Origin of the sequence: Streptomyces sp. RKND-216 (assembly GCF_004795255.1) — a bacterium.
GTDB classification, from domain to species: Bacteria; Actinomycetota; Actinomycetes; order Streptomycetales; family Streptomycetaceae; genus Streptomyces; species Streptomyces hazeniae.
The window spans coordinates 3127962-3141658 of sequence record NZ_SSBQ01000002.1 but is presented as its reverse complement, the minus strand read 5'-3'; the positions used below and the strand labels follow the sequence as shown (position 1 = coordinate 3141658).

At 73.9% G+C, this 13697-nt stretch carries 15 protein-coding genes; 7 read left to right on the top strand and 8 right to left on the bottom strand.

Annotated elements, in window-relative coordinates; translation table 11 throughout:
• The first annotated feature begins 22 nt into the window (after positions 1 to 22).
• Positions 23 to 1276 (top strand): L-2-hydroxyglutarate oxidase, encoded by a 1254-nt coding sequence (lhgO, locus tag E4198_RS14060; protein ID WP_247597681.1) that lies wholly within the window; start codon positions 23 to 25, stop codon positions 1274 to 1276.
• 4 nt (positions 1277 to 1280) lie between these two features.
• Here the strand turns inward: lhgO and E4198_RS14055 are convergent, their stop codons facing one another.
• Positions 1281 to 1940, bottom strand: coding sequence for a hypothetical protein (locus E4198_RS14055; protein WP_136183447.1), 660 nt, complete (start codon positions 1938 to 1940; stop codon positions 1281 to 1283).
• A gap of 234 nt (positions 1941 to 2174) precedes the next feature.
• Here E4198_RS14055 and trmB point away from each other — a divergent pair, with 234 nt between their 5' ends.
• Together trmB and E4198_RS25710 are read left to right on the top strand one after the other, a co-directional pair.
• Positions 2175 to 2990 carry a tRNA (guanosine(46)-N7)-methyltransferase TrmB gene (gene trmB, locus E4198_RS14050; RefSeq protein ID WP_247597924.1) on the top strand — a complete coding sequence of 272 codons (816 nt, stop codon included), beginning with the start codon at positions 2175 to 2177 and terminating at the stop codon, positions 2988 to 2990.
• A 100-nt stretch (positions 2991 to 3090) separates the two neighbouring features.
• Positions 3091 to 4599, top strand: coding sequence for a PrsW family intramembrane metalloprotease (locus E4198_RS25710; RefSeq protein ID WP_281727985.1), 1509 nt, complete (start codon positions 3091 to 3093; stop codon positions 4597 to 4599).
• A gap of 39 nt (positions 4600 to 4638) precedes the next feature.
• Here the strand turns inward: E4198_RS25710 and E4198_RS14040 are convergent, their stop codons facing one another.
• The 4 genes from E4198_RS14040 to E4198_RS14025 form a co-directional block, all read right to left on the bottom strand.
• Positions 4639 to 5847 carry a cytochrome P450 gene (locus E4198_RS14040; RefSeq protein WP_136185376.1) on the bottom strand — a complete coding sequence of 403 codons (1209 nt, stop codon included), beginning with the start codon at positions 5845 to 5847 and terminating at the stop codon, positions 4639 to 4641.
• A 104-nt stretch (positions 5848 to 5951) separates the two neighbouring features.
• Positions 5952 to 7127, bottom strand: coding sequence for a cytochrome P450 (locus tag E4198_RS14035; protein WP_247597923.1), 1176 nt, complete (start codon positions 7125 to 7127; stop codon positions 5952 to 5954).
• Positions 7128 to 7548: 421 nt separating this feature from the next.
• Positions 7549 to 7908: an EamA family transporter gene (locus E4198_RS24895; RefSeq protein ID WP_348771324.1), complete on the bottom strand. Its 360-nt coding sequence runs from the start codon at positions 7906 to 7908 to the stop codon at positions 7549 to 7551.
• A 342-nt stretch (positions 7909 to 8250) separates the two neighbouring features.
• The gene (locus E4198_RS14025) at positions 8251 to 8868 is read right to left on the bottom strand and encodes a hypothetical protein (protein WP_136183444.1); all 618 of its coding nucleotides are present in this window, start codon (positions 8866 to 8868) and stop codon (positions 8251 to 8253) included.
• Positions 8869 to 9098: 230 nt separating this feature from the next.
• Here E4198_RS14025 and tsaA point away from each other — a divergent pair, with 230 nt between their 5' ends.
• The gene (tsaA, locus tag E4198_RS14020; protein ID WP_210732824.1) at positions 9099 to 9533 is read left to right on the top strand and encodes a tRNA (N6-threonylcarbamoyladenosine(37)-N6)-methyltransferase TrmO; all 435 of its coding nucleotides are present in this window, start codon (positions 9099 to 9101) and stop codon (positions 9531 to 9533) included.
• A gap of 49 nt (positions 9534 to 9582) precedes the next feature.
• Here the strand turns inward: tsaA and E4198_RS14015 are convergent, their stop codons facing one another.
• Positions 9583 to 9843 carry a hypothetical protein gene (locus tag E4198_RS14015; protein ID WP_247597680.1) on the bottom strand — a complete coding sequence of 87 codons (261 nt, stop codon included), beginning with the start codon at positions 9841 to 9843 and terminating at the stop codon, positions 9583 to 9585.
• Between the two features lie 167 nt (positions 9844 to 10010).
• Between E4198_RS14015 and E4198_RS14010 the strand changes: the two genes are divergently transcribed.
• A complete protein-coding gene (locus E4198_RS14010; protein WP_136183442.1) occupies positions 10011 to 10565 on the top strand; it encodes a sugar O-acetyltransferase in 555 nt (184 codons plus the stop codon).
• A gap of 292 nt (positions 10566 to 10857) precedes the next feature.
• Positions 10858 to 11343, top strand: a complete 486-nt coding sequence (aac(6'), locus tag E4198_RS14005; RefSeq protein ID WP_136183441.1) for an aminoglycoside 6'-N-acetyltransferase — start codon at positions 10858 to 10860, stop codon at positions 11341 to 11343.
• A gap of 31 nt (positions 11344 to 11374) precedes the next feature.
• Here aac(6') and E4198_RS14000 read toward each other — a convergent pair whose 3' ends face one another.
• Together E4198_RS14000 and E4198_RS13995 are read right to left on the bottom strand one after the other, a co-directional pair.
• On the bottom strand, positions 11375 to 11788 hold the full coding sequence (locus E4198_RS14000) for a RidA family protein (protein WP_106965615.1): 414 nt from the start codon (positions 11786 to 11788) through the stop codon (positions 11375 to 11377).
• Complete coding sequence (locus E4198_RS13995; RefSeq protein WP_136183440.1) at positions 11785 to 12213, bottom strand: GNAT family N-acetyltransferase; 429 nt, start codon at positions 12211 to 12213, stop codon at positions 11785 to 11787. Before E4198_RS13995 ends, E4198_RS14000 begins: the two co-directional genes overlap by 4 nt.
• Before the next feature lie 577 nt (positions 12214 to 12790).
• Between E4198_RS13995 and E4198_RS13990 the strand changes: the two genes are divergently transcribed.
• Entirely contained in the window at positions 12791 to 13621 is an 831-nt protein-coding gene (locus E4198_RS13990; protein ID WP_136183439.1) for an Rrf2 family transcriptional regulator, read from the top strand.
• The last annotated feature ends 76 nt before the right edge of the window (positions 13622 to 13697 follow it).

Here is a 13697-nt window from a genome sequence, read left to right as displayed (position 1 = left end):
CCCACCGGTCATGATGAGAAGCGTGTCGTCCCCGGAGAACCTCGCGCCCGCCCACCCCCGCGGTGCCGCCCTGGACTGCGACGTGCTGGTCGTGGGCGCCGGCATCGTCGGCCTCTCGACCGCGTACGCCGTCACACGGGCCGCGCCCGGAACGCGCGTGGTCGTGCTGGAGAAGGAGGGCGCCCCGGCCCTGCACCAGACAGGCCGCAACAGCGGCGTGATCCACAGCGGGATCTACTACCGGCCCGGCTCGCTGAAGGCCCGCTACGCCACCGGGGGCGCGGCGGAGCTGGTGAAGTTCTGCGCCGCGCACGACGTGCCGCACGAGGTGACCGGCAAGCTGATCGTCGCCGTCGACCGGAGCGAGCTGCCGCGACTGCACGCGCTGGTGCAGCGCGGCCGTGAGAACGGCATCCCGGTGCGCGAGCTGGGCCCGGCGCAGCTCCGGGAGTACGAGCCGCACGTCCGCGGCGTGGCCGCCATCCACGTCGGCACCACCGGCGTCTGCGACTTCACCGCCGTCGCCCGTACCCTCGGCCGCCTGGCGGTGGAGGGCGGCGCGGCCCTCCGGTACGGCGCGGAGGTCGCCGCGGTCGACCGGCGCGCGGGACGCGGCGTGGCCGTGCGTACGGCCGACGGCTCGGTGCTGCGCGCGCGGGCGCTGGTCAACTGCGCGGGTCTGCACTGCGACCGCGTCGCCCGGCTCGCCGGCGACGACCCGGGCATGCGGATCGTCCCCTTCCGCGGCGAGTACTTCGAACTGGCCGAGGAGCGGGCGGGCCTGGTGCGCGGCCTGGTGTACCCGGTGCCGGACCCGGCGTTCCCGTTCCTGGGGGTGCACCTGACCCGCGGCATCGACGGCGGGGTGCACATCGGGCCCAACGCCGTACCGGCCCTCGCCCGCGAGGGCTACGCCCCCACGACGCTGCGGCCGCGCGAGCTGGCCGGCGTGCTGGCCTACCCGGGTGCCTGGCACCTCGCACGCCGGCACTGGCGGTACGGCGCGGGCGAGGTGCACCGTTCGCTGTCCCGCCACGCCTTCACGGCGGCGGTGCGGCGGCTGCTGCCCGAGGTGACGTCCGGCGACCTGCGCCCCGCGCCCGCCGGCGTACGGGCCCAGGCGGTGCTGCCGGACGGCACGCTCGTGGACGACTTCCTGTTCGCCGAGTCGCCGCATACGGTGCACGTGCTCAACGCGCCGTCCCCGGCGGCGACGGCCTCGCTGCCGATCGGGCGCGAGGTCGCCGCACGGGTGCTGGCCGCGATGGCCCGCTGACGCGTCAGTCGACCTCCCACTCGGTGGGCGCAGTGGTGAAGCCGCGGCTGAGCAGCGCGGTCTCCACCGCCTTGCCCTCCGGCACCAGGAAGACCTGGCAGACCGTGCCGCTCTGCCCGGAGGCCAGTTCGCCGATGTCACTGGATTCCTTGCAGTCCGCCGGCTTCGCGGACAGCTCACCCATGATCAGGATGAGCGGACGGCCGCGCTCGCCGCCCTCGACCGTCACGCCGAGGTCGTTGATCGTGGACAGCTCGATCGGGGAGTCGCCGCCGGCGTGCTCGTAAGTGGCGTACAGCCAGGCCGGGACCTTGCCCGCGTACTTCTTGGCGTCGTCCAGCTCGTCGAGGTCGCCCGGCTCGCCCATGACGACCTTCTCCATGGTCACGCGGAACTCGGCCGTCTTCTTCGCGGACGAAATCTCGGTCGGCTCGGCCGCGGTCTCCCCGAGCCGGAGCATGCCCCCATCGGTCTTCGCCTCCGACTTCCCGGACGAACCGGTGCCGGAGTCGCTGCCGGAGGACTCGCTGCCGGAGGACTCGCTCCCGCCCTTGCTCTTGTCGCCACCGGAGTCACCGGGCGTGCAGGCGGCCATCGACACCAGGGCGGTGGCGGTGGCCGCGAGCAGGGCGGTGTTGCGGAGCATTCTCGTCGTGCGCTGCATGTGTTTCCCCCGTGGGCGTTCGTGTGCAGACGCGCCCGATCCCCGCCGGGCACGTACGTGAGGGTACGGCGGCCCGTGCCGTCGTTGGCGCGCCCATGACCAACGGGCACAGGGCTGTGGCGCTGCTGGTACGGCCTTGGTACAGACGCGGCGTCCGGGCCCGCTCCCCCGTCGCATCCGCGTCGCACCGGCGCCTCCACCTGGCCCCGGGCCGGCCTCCGGGGCGCCCGTAGAATCGGACGCACTGTGTCCGACAACGCCTCCACCCCAGCTCAGCCCGACCGTCCGGCCGCCGAGGAGCGGTCCCGCGCACCCATGTTCGCGCCCGGCGCCGGCCCGGCCGCCGACCCCGCCGGGTCGCACCACGAGCGCCGCATCCGCAGCTTCCAGCCGCGCCGCAGCCGCGTCACCCACGGCCAGCGCAAGGCGCTGGAACGGATGTGGCCCCACTGGGGCGTCGACGTGGACGGCCTGTCCCGGCTCGACCTGGACGCCCTCTTCGACTCGCTGCCCGCCGGGTCCCCAGTGGTCTGCGAGATCGGCTTCGGCATGGGCGAGGCGACGGCTCAGATGGCCGCGGACGATCCGGCGACCGGCATCCTGGCGGTCGACGTGCACACCCCCGGCCAGGGCAACCTGCTGCGGCTGGCGGAGCGGAACGACCTCGTCAACGTCCGTGTGGCCAACGGCGACGCGATCATCCTGCTGCGCGAGATGCTGGCGCCTGACTCGCTGTCCGGACTCCGCCTGTACTTCCCGGACCCCTGGCCGAAGAAGCGGCACCACAAGCGGCGCATCGTGCAGACCGAGTTCCTCGACCTGGCCGCCGTGCCGCTGCGTCCCGGCGCGCTGGTGCACCTGGCGACGGACTGGGAGCCCTACGCGGAGCAGATGCTGGAGGTCCTCACCGCGCATCCGGCGTACGAGAACGCCTCGGCGGGCGGCGGTTTCGCCGAACCGCGCCCCCCGGTGCGGCCGATGACCCGCTTCGAGCGGCAGGGTCTGCACAAGGGCCACGGGGTGCGCGACCTCCTGTTCCGCCGCGTCTGACTCCTCCGGGGCGCCACGGTGGTTGCCGAGGCCACGCATACGCCGCCACCGACGTACGGACGTTCCCCGCCCCGCCCGCACCCCTATTACTGTCGTACACGTGCATGACGAGGCCGCGCCGCAGGCGCCACCGCAGACGGAAGCCCCTCCGGCGCCCGCCCCGACGGCGGCTCCAGAGGCGTGCGCGGCCCCGAAGCCCTACGCGGCGCCCGCCGACGACGGCGCGCAGCCGCGGTTCCCCGCGATGCCGGCGTCTGAGGCCGACTGGCGCTACCGCCCGCCGCGCACCCCGTCCTGGTGGCATCGCCACGCGCGGACGATACGGCTGCTCGCGGTCGCCGGCGTCCTGGTGCTGTGCGGGGTGGTGATCCTCGCGCTGGTGCGGGAGCAGACCGGCACGGACGGGCTGCTCGTCGGCCTGCTGCTGGCGCTGCTGCCGGTGCCGCTGCTGGTCGCGGCGTTCCGCTGGGTCGACGGGGTCGAGCCCAAGCCCTGGAGCCAGCACGTCTTCGTCTTCGGCTGGGGCGCCTGCGCGGCGACCCTCATCGCGCTGCTCGCGAACACCTTCACCACGGCCTGGCTGGCCGGGTCGATCGCCGGGTCGGCGTCCGAGGCGGACCTGCTGGGTGCCGCCGTCGTCGCGCCGGTCGTGGAGGAGGTCGCCAAGGCGATCCCCGTAATGCTCCTCTTCTTCTTCCGGCGGCGGTACTTCACGGGCGTGGTGTCCGGCATCGCCGTCGCCGGCCTGACCGCGGCCGGCTTCGCCTTCACCGAGAACGTGCTGTACCTGGGCCGCGCGTACGGCGGGGACGACACCGGCATGCCCTACGAGGCGGGCGCCTCGGCGACGGCCGCGACGTTCGTCGCGCGCATCCTGATGTCGCCGTTCGCGCATCCGCTGTTCACCGGCCTGACGGGGGTCGCGTTCGGCATCGCCGCCGCGCTGCCGCACCGGCGGCGGCGCTGGCGCGCGCCGGTCGCGCTCGCCGGACTGCTGACGGCGATCCTGCTGCACGCCATCTGGAACGGCGCGGCCTCGCAGGCCTCACTCACCTTCCTCTTCGTCTACGCCCTGTTCATGCTGCCCGTGCTGGGCACCCTGATCTGGCTGGCCGTGTGGTCGCGGCTCGGCGAACTGCGCACCGTACGCGAGTCGCTGCGGACGTACGTCGCCGCGGGCTGGCTCGCCCCCTCGGAAGCCTGGGCGCTGGGCACCGCGCGGGCCCGCAGCCTCGCCCGCGACGTGGCCCGCCAGGGCCGCGGCCCGGACGCGGCCCGGACGGTCGCCGAGTACCAGCACTTCGCCACGTCGCTGGCTCTGCTGCGCGCCCGCGCCGAACGCGGCATCGCCGTCAGCGACTTCCACGCGCGCGAGCAGGAGCTTCTCCACCACCTGTGGACCCGCCGGGCGACGGCCGCGCCGCCGACGCAGCGCGCCGCGGCGTCGCTGTCCCGCCCGGCGCCTCCGCCCCGGCTTCCGGGCCCGCCCGGCCCGTACGGCCCGCCGCCCGGTCCCCACCGGCCCCCGGGACCGTACGGGCCTGGGCCTGGGCCTGGGCCTGGGCCTGGTCCGTACGCGCCGGGGCCGGGCCCGTACGGACCCCGCTGACGCTCCCCCGGGCGGCGTGCCTGCCGCCGCCTCCTGGTCTCAACGGGCCCCGTCAGGATGGCCGTCCAGCCGTACCGGGAAGGACTGGAGGTCGTTCTGGGTGAGCACCGGCTGGTTGCGGATCTCCTCGACGGGGACGGCGAGCGCCAGGGCGGGGAAGCGGGCGAAGAGCGCCGGCAGGGCGATGACCGCCTCCAGACGGGAAAGGGCAGCGCCGGGGCAGATGTGCGGGCCGTGGCCGAAGGTCATGTGCCGGATCGGCGTGGGCCGGGTGATGTCGAACGCGTCGGCGTCCTCGCCGTGCTGCGCGGTGTCCCGCCCGATGGCCCGGTAGGAGATCACCACGCCGTCGCCCTCGGGGACGACCTGGTCGCCGACCTGGATGTCCTCGGTCGCGAAGCGCATCAGCAGGTGGGTGGTCGGGGTGTCCCAGCGCAGGGTCTCCTCGACGACCGTGTCCCAGCCGATCTCGCCGTCCAGGACCATGCGGAGCTGGTCGGGATGGGTGAGGAGGGCGCGGACGGCGTTGAGGATGAGGCCGATCGTGGTCTCGTGCCCGGCGGCGACCATGGCCTTGAGGTTGCCGACGACCTCCTCCTCCGTGAGGGGTTCGCCGCCCTCGTCGGCGAGGATCAGGGCGCTGGTCAGGTCGTCGGCCGGGCGGGCGGTCTTCTCCCGCACCATCTCGGCGAAGATGCCGTCCAGTTCGTCGATGGCGGCGAGGCGTTCGTCCTGCGGGGTGAGCATGGAGAAGAAGGCCGTGTAGAGCTCGCGCAGCCGCGGGTGCAGGTCCGGGTCGACGCCCATCAGGTGGCTGATCACCGACATCGGCAGCGGGTGGGCGAAGACCGCCTTGAGGTCGACGGTCCGCCCGTCGGCGCCCTGTTCGGCGAGGTCGTCCAGCAGGCGGGCGGTGATCTCCTCGATGGCCGGGCGGAGTTGCTCCAGCCGGCGCGGGGTGACGGCCTGCGCCGTCTTGGTGCGCAGCCTGCGGTGTTCGGCGCCGTCGACGGTGAACATGGAACGGCCCGCGTCGATCATGCCGATCAGCGGCCACTCGCGGGTGACCACCCCGGTGCGGAACAGCGTCCAGCGGTTGATGTCCTTGACCAGTCGCGGGTCGGTGAGCAGCCGCCGGGCCTCCGCGTGGTGCGTGACGGTCCAGGCCGGGACACCGAGCAACTCCATCCGGGTCAGCGGCCCTTCCTCCCGCAACCGCCGGGTCTCCCCGTCGAGGTCGCCGACCATCGGGTCGAGGGCGAGGGGGCAACGGCCCTCGGCCGCTTCGCGGCCGTCGGTCGCGGGAGTCCCGGTCGCGGGGGCCCCGGTCGTCGCCGGCGTCGTCTGGCTGCTCACGGTCTGCCTCCTACGGGCGGTGCGGGCGAGAAGTGGACGGGCAGTTCGGTCATGCCCCGCAGGAAGGCGGAGGGCCGGCGGGTCAGGGAGTCGACGGGGACGGACAGTTCGACGTCCGGCAGCCGGTCGAGCAGCACCTCGATGCCGCTCCGAGCGATGATCTCCGCGATCTCCCGTGCGGCAAACGGGCATTGGAACTCGCCGTGGCTGAAGGAGAAGTGGGCGCTGTTGCCGTTACGGAAGCCGTCGCCGCGGCCGTCCGCACCGCCGTATCCGTCGAGGTGCACCTTCGGGTCGAGGTTCGCCCCGGCGAGGCCGAGCAGCAGCATGTCCCCGGCGCCGATGTGGCGCCCGGCCAGCCAGGTGTCGCGGGCGGCCCAGCGCCCGGCGAGGATTTGGGTGGGGGTGTCCTCCCACAGCACCTCGTTCATGGCTTCGGCGACGCTGTGCCGGCCACCGGTGAGGGAGGCGCTGAACCGGTCGTCGGTGAGCATCAACCGCACCGAGTTGCCGATCCAGTCCGCGGTGGGCAGGTGACCGGCGGCAGTGAGGGCCGTCAGGTCGAGGGCGTACTCGTCGTCCGTGAACGGCTCGGGATGGGCCAGCATCCGGGACGCCACGTCGTCCCCGGGCACGGCCTGCTTGTCGGCGACCAGCTTGTACATCAGGCCGACGAACTCGCGATAGGCGTCGAGGGCTTCCGGCCCGCCGTCGGCGAGGTCGCTCATCGTGCGGGTCAGGGCAGGTCCTTCGGCGTCCGGGAAACCGAAGATGCGGGCCAGCGCCAGGACGGGCAGCGGCTTCGCGTACTCGGCGACCAGCTCGGCCTCCCCGCGCCCGCAGAAGCCGTCGATGAGCCTGTCCGCCATTTCCTCGCACCAGCCACGGAGTTCGACGTGCTCCACGCCCTCCAGCGCCGGGTTCACCATGCGCAGATGGCGCTGGTGCTCGGCACCGACGGTGTAGTAGACGGACGGCATCCGCTGCCCGATCATCGGCCGCAGCGGCCAGTCCTCGGGGAGCGTGTCCCACTGGTTCCACAGCCCAGAGTCCCGCGGGAACAGCAGCGGGTCAGCGGTGACCTGGTGCAGCTCGCGGTAACCGACAACGAGCCAGGCCGGCACGTCGCCGGGGAGCATCACAGGCACCACCGGGCCGTGGTCGCGCCGCATCTCGCGGTAGAGGGCCGCGGGGTCGGTGTGGAAGCGCGGCCCGCTGAGCGGCACCGCCTCCCCCGGCGTCGGCCCGTCGGTGCTCCCGCGGCCGGTCACCGGGCAGCCGCCCGGGGCGGTGCCGCCCCCGGCCCCCGCCGTTGCGTCGCGCACGTCGTCTCCCCGTTTCCGCGGACGGTCGTCGGGGCTCGTCTCCGGGCGTGCGCCCGGGGTGCGTGTTCCGTACCCCGCCGGCCCTCACGCCCCGTCACGGACCCCTTCATTCGGTCACCGAACACCCTAGCGAGCCCCGTGTCGCGGGTCAGCGGATTCGACTCAACTCTCCGGCCCGTAGGCCCTGTCTCCACCGCCAGGGTGCGCGTGCTCCTCCCCGCCCGGGCGGACGGGCCACCAGCAGGGCGTCGCACAGCGTCAGGAGGCGTCAGGAGGCGTCAGGAGGCGTCAAGCGAGGGAGATCAGCACGATGGCGGCGGCCGCCAGGGGCCAGGCCGAGGACCTGCGGCCGGGTCAGGCGCTCGCGCAGCACCGTGACTCCGAGCAGCACCGGGATCGCCGGGTACGTCGCGGTCAGCACCACCGTCAGCGACAGCGACTGCTTCCGGGGGGCGAGGGTGTAGAGGGTGATCGCGGACATGCCCAACACCCCGGCCCCCGAACACGCCCACACCATGCGGGCCGGCATCCGCAGCCGCTGCGGCCGCCGTACGAAGAGGGGAACGAGCACGAGGAGAGCCGCCGCGCGGTTCCCCAGCAGCGGCCAGAGGCCGGCCTCCGCGTCGATCTGCGCCAGCCCGATGAACTGCAGCGCGAAGCCGGCTCCCGCGAGGAGCCCGTCGGGAGCCCCGGCCGTGAATCCCCGGCACCCCTCCCCCGCCGCGCCCTCCCGCTCGGCATGGCGGGTGCGGCCGTGGTGGGTGCGGCCGTCGTGACCGGCGGGGTCGCCGCAGACGCGGCGGTAGCAGCCGCCACGGCGAACGCGGTGGGGCAGCAGCCTGTCGCCACCGCGCGGCTACGCGTCGGCCCGCCCTCGAGTCCGGTGCACGTACCGGCTCGCCCCGTCCGTGCGCGTGCACGGACGGGGCGAGCGGAGCAACGGTGGCATGCCGGGGCGCCGCCCCGCCCGTCAGCTCAGCCAGCCCGCTTCCCGTGCGGCCTGCCACGCCTGCTCCTCCGCCTGGTCCGCGGCGACGTTCAGGGCCATGTCCTGCCCGTCGCCCTGGTTCGCGGCCTTGCTGGCGGCCTTCCACGCCTCCCGGGCGGCCTGGCGGGCGGCCAGCTCCGCGTCCTTGCGGCCCGTGTCCTTCGTCTCGACGAGCAGGTCCAGGCCGTACACCTCCATCACCGGCTGTACCGCGCCACTCAGCACGGCGGCGTGCGCGGAGACCTCGCGGGCGTAGTCGGCCGCCTGCATCGGGTCGTCCGTGGTGGCGGCCCGCTCGGCGAAGTCCCGCGCGTGGTGGGGGTTCTCGCTGTGCCACTTCGCCGCGGGCGTGCCTCCGGGCGGGTCGCCGAGGATCATCTCGACCCGCTCGGCCGCCCGCGCCGCGCGACGGGCGTGGCACTCGGCGACGACCTGGTCGGCCTCGAACGCCCACAACCGCTCGTCCATCTGCGCGCAGGTCGCGGTCGGCTGCGTCGTGCGCGCCGGCTGCGCCGCCTGCACGCTGCTCGCCGTGCCGCCGAGCAGCAGCCCGCAGACCGCCACTGCCACAACCCCGCGGCCGATGCCCACCTTGCTCATGTCGTCCTCGCCTTCACCCGGAACTCCGCCCGTCCGGGCGGCGGCCCCGGCCACTCCGGGTGCCCGCCGACGACCTTCCGGGCCTCCGGCCCGAGGGCCAAGCAGCACCGCCGCCGGCCCACCCGATCGGCGCCCTGCCGTGAGTCGAATGCCCCCGCCCCGGCGGGCCGACGGACGCCGCGCGCCCTGACACACTGGACTCGACGGCCGGTGAACCCAGGAGGCGCGAAGTGACCGGTGACCCGTACGGGCTGCGGCCCCTCGGACGCGTCGAGTCGCCGCTGACGCAGCGGACGTCGGCACCCAAGCAGCCGGACGAGGGTGCGCCACCCGCGGTGCTCGCCTTCGATCCGCAGTACGCCGTGGCGCTGAGCGACCTCCGCCCCGGCACCGACGTGCTGCTGCTGACCTGGTTCGACCGCTCCGACCGCGACGTCCTGGCCGTCCATCCGCGCGGCGACCACGCACGCCCCGAGACCGGCGTGTTCAGCACCCGCTCCCCGGACCGCCCGAACCCGATCGGCCTGCACGAGGTGACCGTCACCGCCGTCGAGCCGAGCCCCGACGGACGCACCCGGGTCCACGTGGCAGCCCTGGAGGCCCTGGACGGCACGCCGATCCTCGACGTGAAGCCGCTCCTGGCCTGTCGCCCGTCGGACCGCTGACCTCCACCTCCCCTCCTCGGCCGGCCGCCTCCGTCACGGCCATCGGTCCCTAGAGCAGACCGACCCCGCCCACACCACCGAACAGCGCGGACACGGCCAGCACGATGCCCACGATCACCGCGAACACCAGCACCGGCCGCGCCCGCACACGTATCCGCTGCATCCGCGCACGCCGGGCCGCCGCCCGGCTGCCGCGACCGTACGGTGACCCGTACGACGGCCCGTACGACGGAACGTGACCGCTGCCGGGGCGCCGCCCCGCGCCCAGCAGGCGACGCTTCCAGTAGACGAGCCGGTAGAAGAACTTCACCGACGCCTTCACCCCCTTCGATCGCGCCGACCGACCACCTACCGAAAACCTTACTCTCCGTCACTGACAACGGCCCCTGACGCCCGTCCGCAACCCGGTGCGGCGCGGCCGTGGCGCGGTCGGCAGACTGATCGGCGGCACGTCACCACCCCTCGGAGGCACGCACCATGGCCAGCCAGAAGGAACGCATGCTCGCCGGAGAGCCGTACCTCGCGGACGACCCCGAGATCGCCGCCGACGCCCAGCGCGCCGCCGAGCTCGGCGAAGCGTTCAACGACTCCCGCGCCGCCGACCCCGAGGGCCGCCGCGCCGCACTCCGCGCGCTGATCAGCGAGGTGGGCGAGGACGTCGACGTACGACCGCCGCTCCACGTCGACTACGGCACCCACATCTCCATCGGCCCGCGCACCTTCGTCAACTACGGCTGCGTGTTCCTCGACGTCGCACGCATCACCATCGGCGCCGACGTGCAGATCGGCCCCGGCGTCCAGCTCCTCACCCCGACGCACCCCCTCGACCCCGAACCGCGCCGCGCCAAGTGGGAGGCCGCCGCGCCCATCACCCTCGGCGACAACGTGTGGCTCGGCGGCGGCGTCATCGTCTGCCCCGGCGTGACCATCGGCGAGAACACCGTCGTCGGTGCCGGCGCGGTGGTCACCAAGGACCTGCCGCCGAACGTCGTCGCCGTGGGCAACCCCGCCCGCGTCACGCGCCACCTCTGACCGCGCCCCGACCCCTCGGCCCGTCGGCCGTCACGCGCCCCGGCTGCGCGGCACGCCCCCTCCGGGCACCGCGCAGCCGTCCCCGCGACGGGCGGCGACTCGTTCGCCTCTCGCCTCCACCCGTGGCACACCCACCACGCTTCCCCGGCACCGTGCGCGGCGCCAAGCTGTACGACGAGGAGCGAAAGGCCACGCCGAGAGGTTTCGCGGAAGCACCCGATGCACGTACGACGGCTCGGCAGCCGCAGAAACCGCCCTGCGCGGAAGGGCCGGGACAGGTCAGGATGACCCCATGGAACCGGACTGGGAACTCCGCGGCGACAGAATCGTCCTCCGCCCCGTCATGGCCGACGACACCCCCACCCTTCACCGCATCGTCCGCGAACCCGAGGTCGCGGCCTGGTGGAGCACCCCCGAGGGCTTCGACGACATGCTCGCGGTCGTCCTCGACGGCGAGGTGATCGGAGCCGTCCAGTACGAGGAGGAGGACGACCCGGACTACCGGCACGCCGGCATCGACCTCTTCCTCTCCGCCCGCCACCACGGCCGCGGCCTGGGCGCCGAGACCGTCCGTACGCTGGCCCGCTGGCTCATCGACGCGCGCGGCCACCACCGCCTGACCATCGACCCCGCAGCCGCCAACACCACGGCCGTCCGCAGCTACACCCGCGTCGGCTTCCGTCCCGTCGGCGTCCTCCGCGCCTACGAACGCGACCCGCTGACCGGGGACTGGCGCGACGGCCTCCTCATGGATCTCCTCGCCGACGAACTCGCCTGATCACCGGGCCCCGGAGCCGCCGCGCCCCGCATCACCCGGGCGGCAGCGCCGCCGTCAGGTCCACCTCCACCAACTGCCCGCCGAATCCCAGCTGCGCCACCCCCAGCAGCGTGCTCGCCGTGCCGAAGGCACCCGCGATCACCGAGTCGTTCAGCCTCCGCCACGCCCCGGCCAGCACGCCCGTCTCGTCGCTGCGCACGTAGATCACCGAACGCACCACGTCCTCCGGCCGCGCGCCCACCGCCTCCAGGGCGACCAGCGCGTTGGCCGCGACCTGGTCGATCTGCGCGTCCAGGTCACCGCGCCCCGCCAACTCCCCCGCAGCGTCCAGCGGGCACTGCCCTGCCAGGTACGCCGTCCGCCCCGCCTCCACGACGGTGACGTGGGCGTAGCCCGGAGTCGCGTGCAGCGGCTCCGGATTGACCCGCTCGATCCGCGCGTTCACGTCCCCGTCCCTTCCCGACGGCCCTCCGGCCGCCACACACACCGCACGTCCGGCTCGTGCTCCTCGTTCCGGCCGCCGTCGGTACGGTCCGTCTCCGTGAACCCGTGGCGCTCGTAGAACCGTCGCGCCGGACCGTTCACCTGGAACGTCCACAGCGCGAGCCCGCCGGGCCGGCGACGCTTCGCCAGCGCGACCAGACGGTCCCCCACGCCCCGCCCGCGCCACGTCGGCTCCACGTACAGCTGCTCCAACTCGCCGCCGTCCAGCGCCAGCATCCCCACCACGGCACCGTCCGCCGTCGCCACCCACGTCTCCTGCTGCGGCAGCACGATCTCCCGTATCCACCAGCGCACGGCCTCGTCGTCGTGCGCCCGCCGCACGGTCGGCAGCGCCGCCGCGAACGACCGCAGCCACACCCCCGCCACCGCCTCGGCGTCCCCCGTACGTCCGTCTCCGCCCGTCCTGCGTCCCGCTCCCTGGTCTCCACCCCCCGCACCCTCCCAGCCCACCACCCCGGCCGCACAACGGATTTCCCCGCCGACCGGCGGCCCGAATCCAGCCGGTCGGCGGTACCGGCACCCCGAGCCCGTCCTCCAGGCTGGACGTCGGCGCCGCCACGACGACCGGTGGACGCGCGCCACCGGCCTCACGGCCGGAGCTGAGGGGGAACAACGAGCCCCGGTGCCTCCCACTCCTGCGCCGGGGCTCCTCCCTTGCCCGGATCGCCCGGCGCCCCTACCTGCACCAGATCGAGGTTCCCAAGACCTGGTCGCCGAGGACCTGGCGTACCCCGCGCCCCTCTCAAGAACTCGTGGAGAAAACCCTTCCCCACCAAACCTGGCCCGGCGTCCCTCGTCCGGGTGAGAATCTTGATCTCCGGCCGAAACATCCCCAACTCGGCCTTACGCTCGGGCTCGACAACACCCACACATGCGACGACCCCCGCCGGGACTGCCATCCCGAGCGAGGGTCTGACCACCGAGGAAGTAAGGCCCTTCCCCCATGGCTGTCCCGCAGCTTAACGCGCCCGCGCGCGCCCACCACGGCGTTCCGCAGGCCGGTGTCACCCACATCCGTCACCGGCACACCGAGCGCTTCACCGTCGTCGGCAACCACCTCGCCCAGCACGCCGAGTTGTCCGCCGTCGCCATCGGACTGGCCGTCTACATCCAGTCCAAGCCGGACGGCACTTCCGTCACCATCAAGGCCCTGGCCGCCCGCTTCCCCGAGGGCGAGGTCGTCATCGCCCGCGCGCTCCGCGAGCTGGAGACCGCCGGATACCTCCACCGCGCCCTCGTACGCCTCCCCAACGGCCGCCGCATCACCCGCACCTCCTTCCACGACCACCCCGCCGCCCTTACGGCTCCCCCTCCCGCGCCGCAAACGCCCTTTCGGAAGCCGCAACCGCGGCAGGACCAACCCTCGCCCGCGCCTTCCCCCGACGCCGACACCACCCCCAACAGCCGCGAAGCGCGCCACCTCCTGACCTCCCTCCGCGTCTACGACCCCCGCCTCGTCCTCGGTGCCCGGGACATCTCCCGCCTGATCCCCACCCTCACCACCTGGCTCGACCGCGGCATCGACCCCGCCGCAGCCGCCCGCACCCTCACCGCCGACCTCCCCGAGGGCGTCATCCACCGCCCCGCCGGTCTCCTCCACTACCGCCTCACGGAATCCCTCCCACCCGCGCTCCCCCTCGCACACCTCGCCCGCTCAACCCCAACACCGCCACCCCCGCGCCCCGACCCCCTCCAGAACTGCCCCTCCTGCGACCGCGCCCACCGCTCCCCCACCCCCGGCCTCTGCTCGGAGTGCGCCGAAGAAGCAGCCTGACCAGCAACCCGGCCGCTGGACTATGCGCTCCTCGCGGGACACAGCCCCTCATCTGGCGAACCGCAGCAGAGCGGAC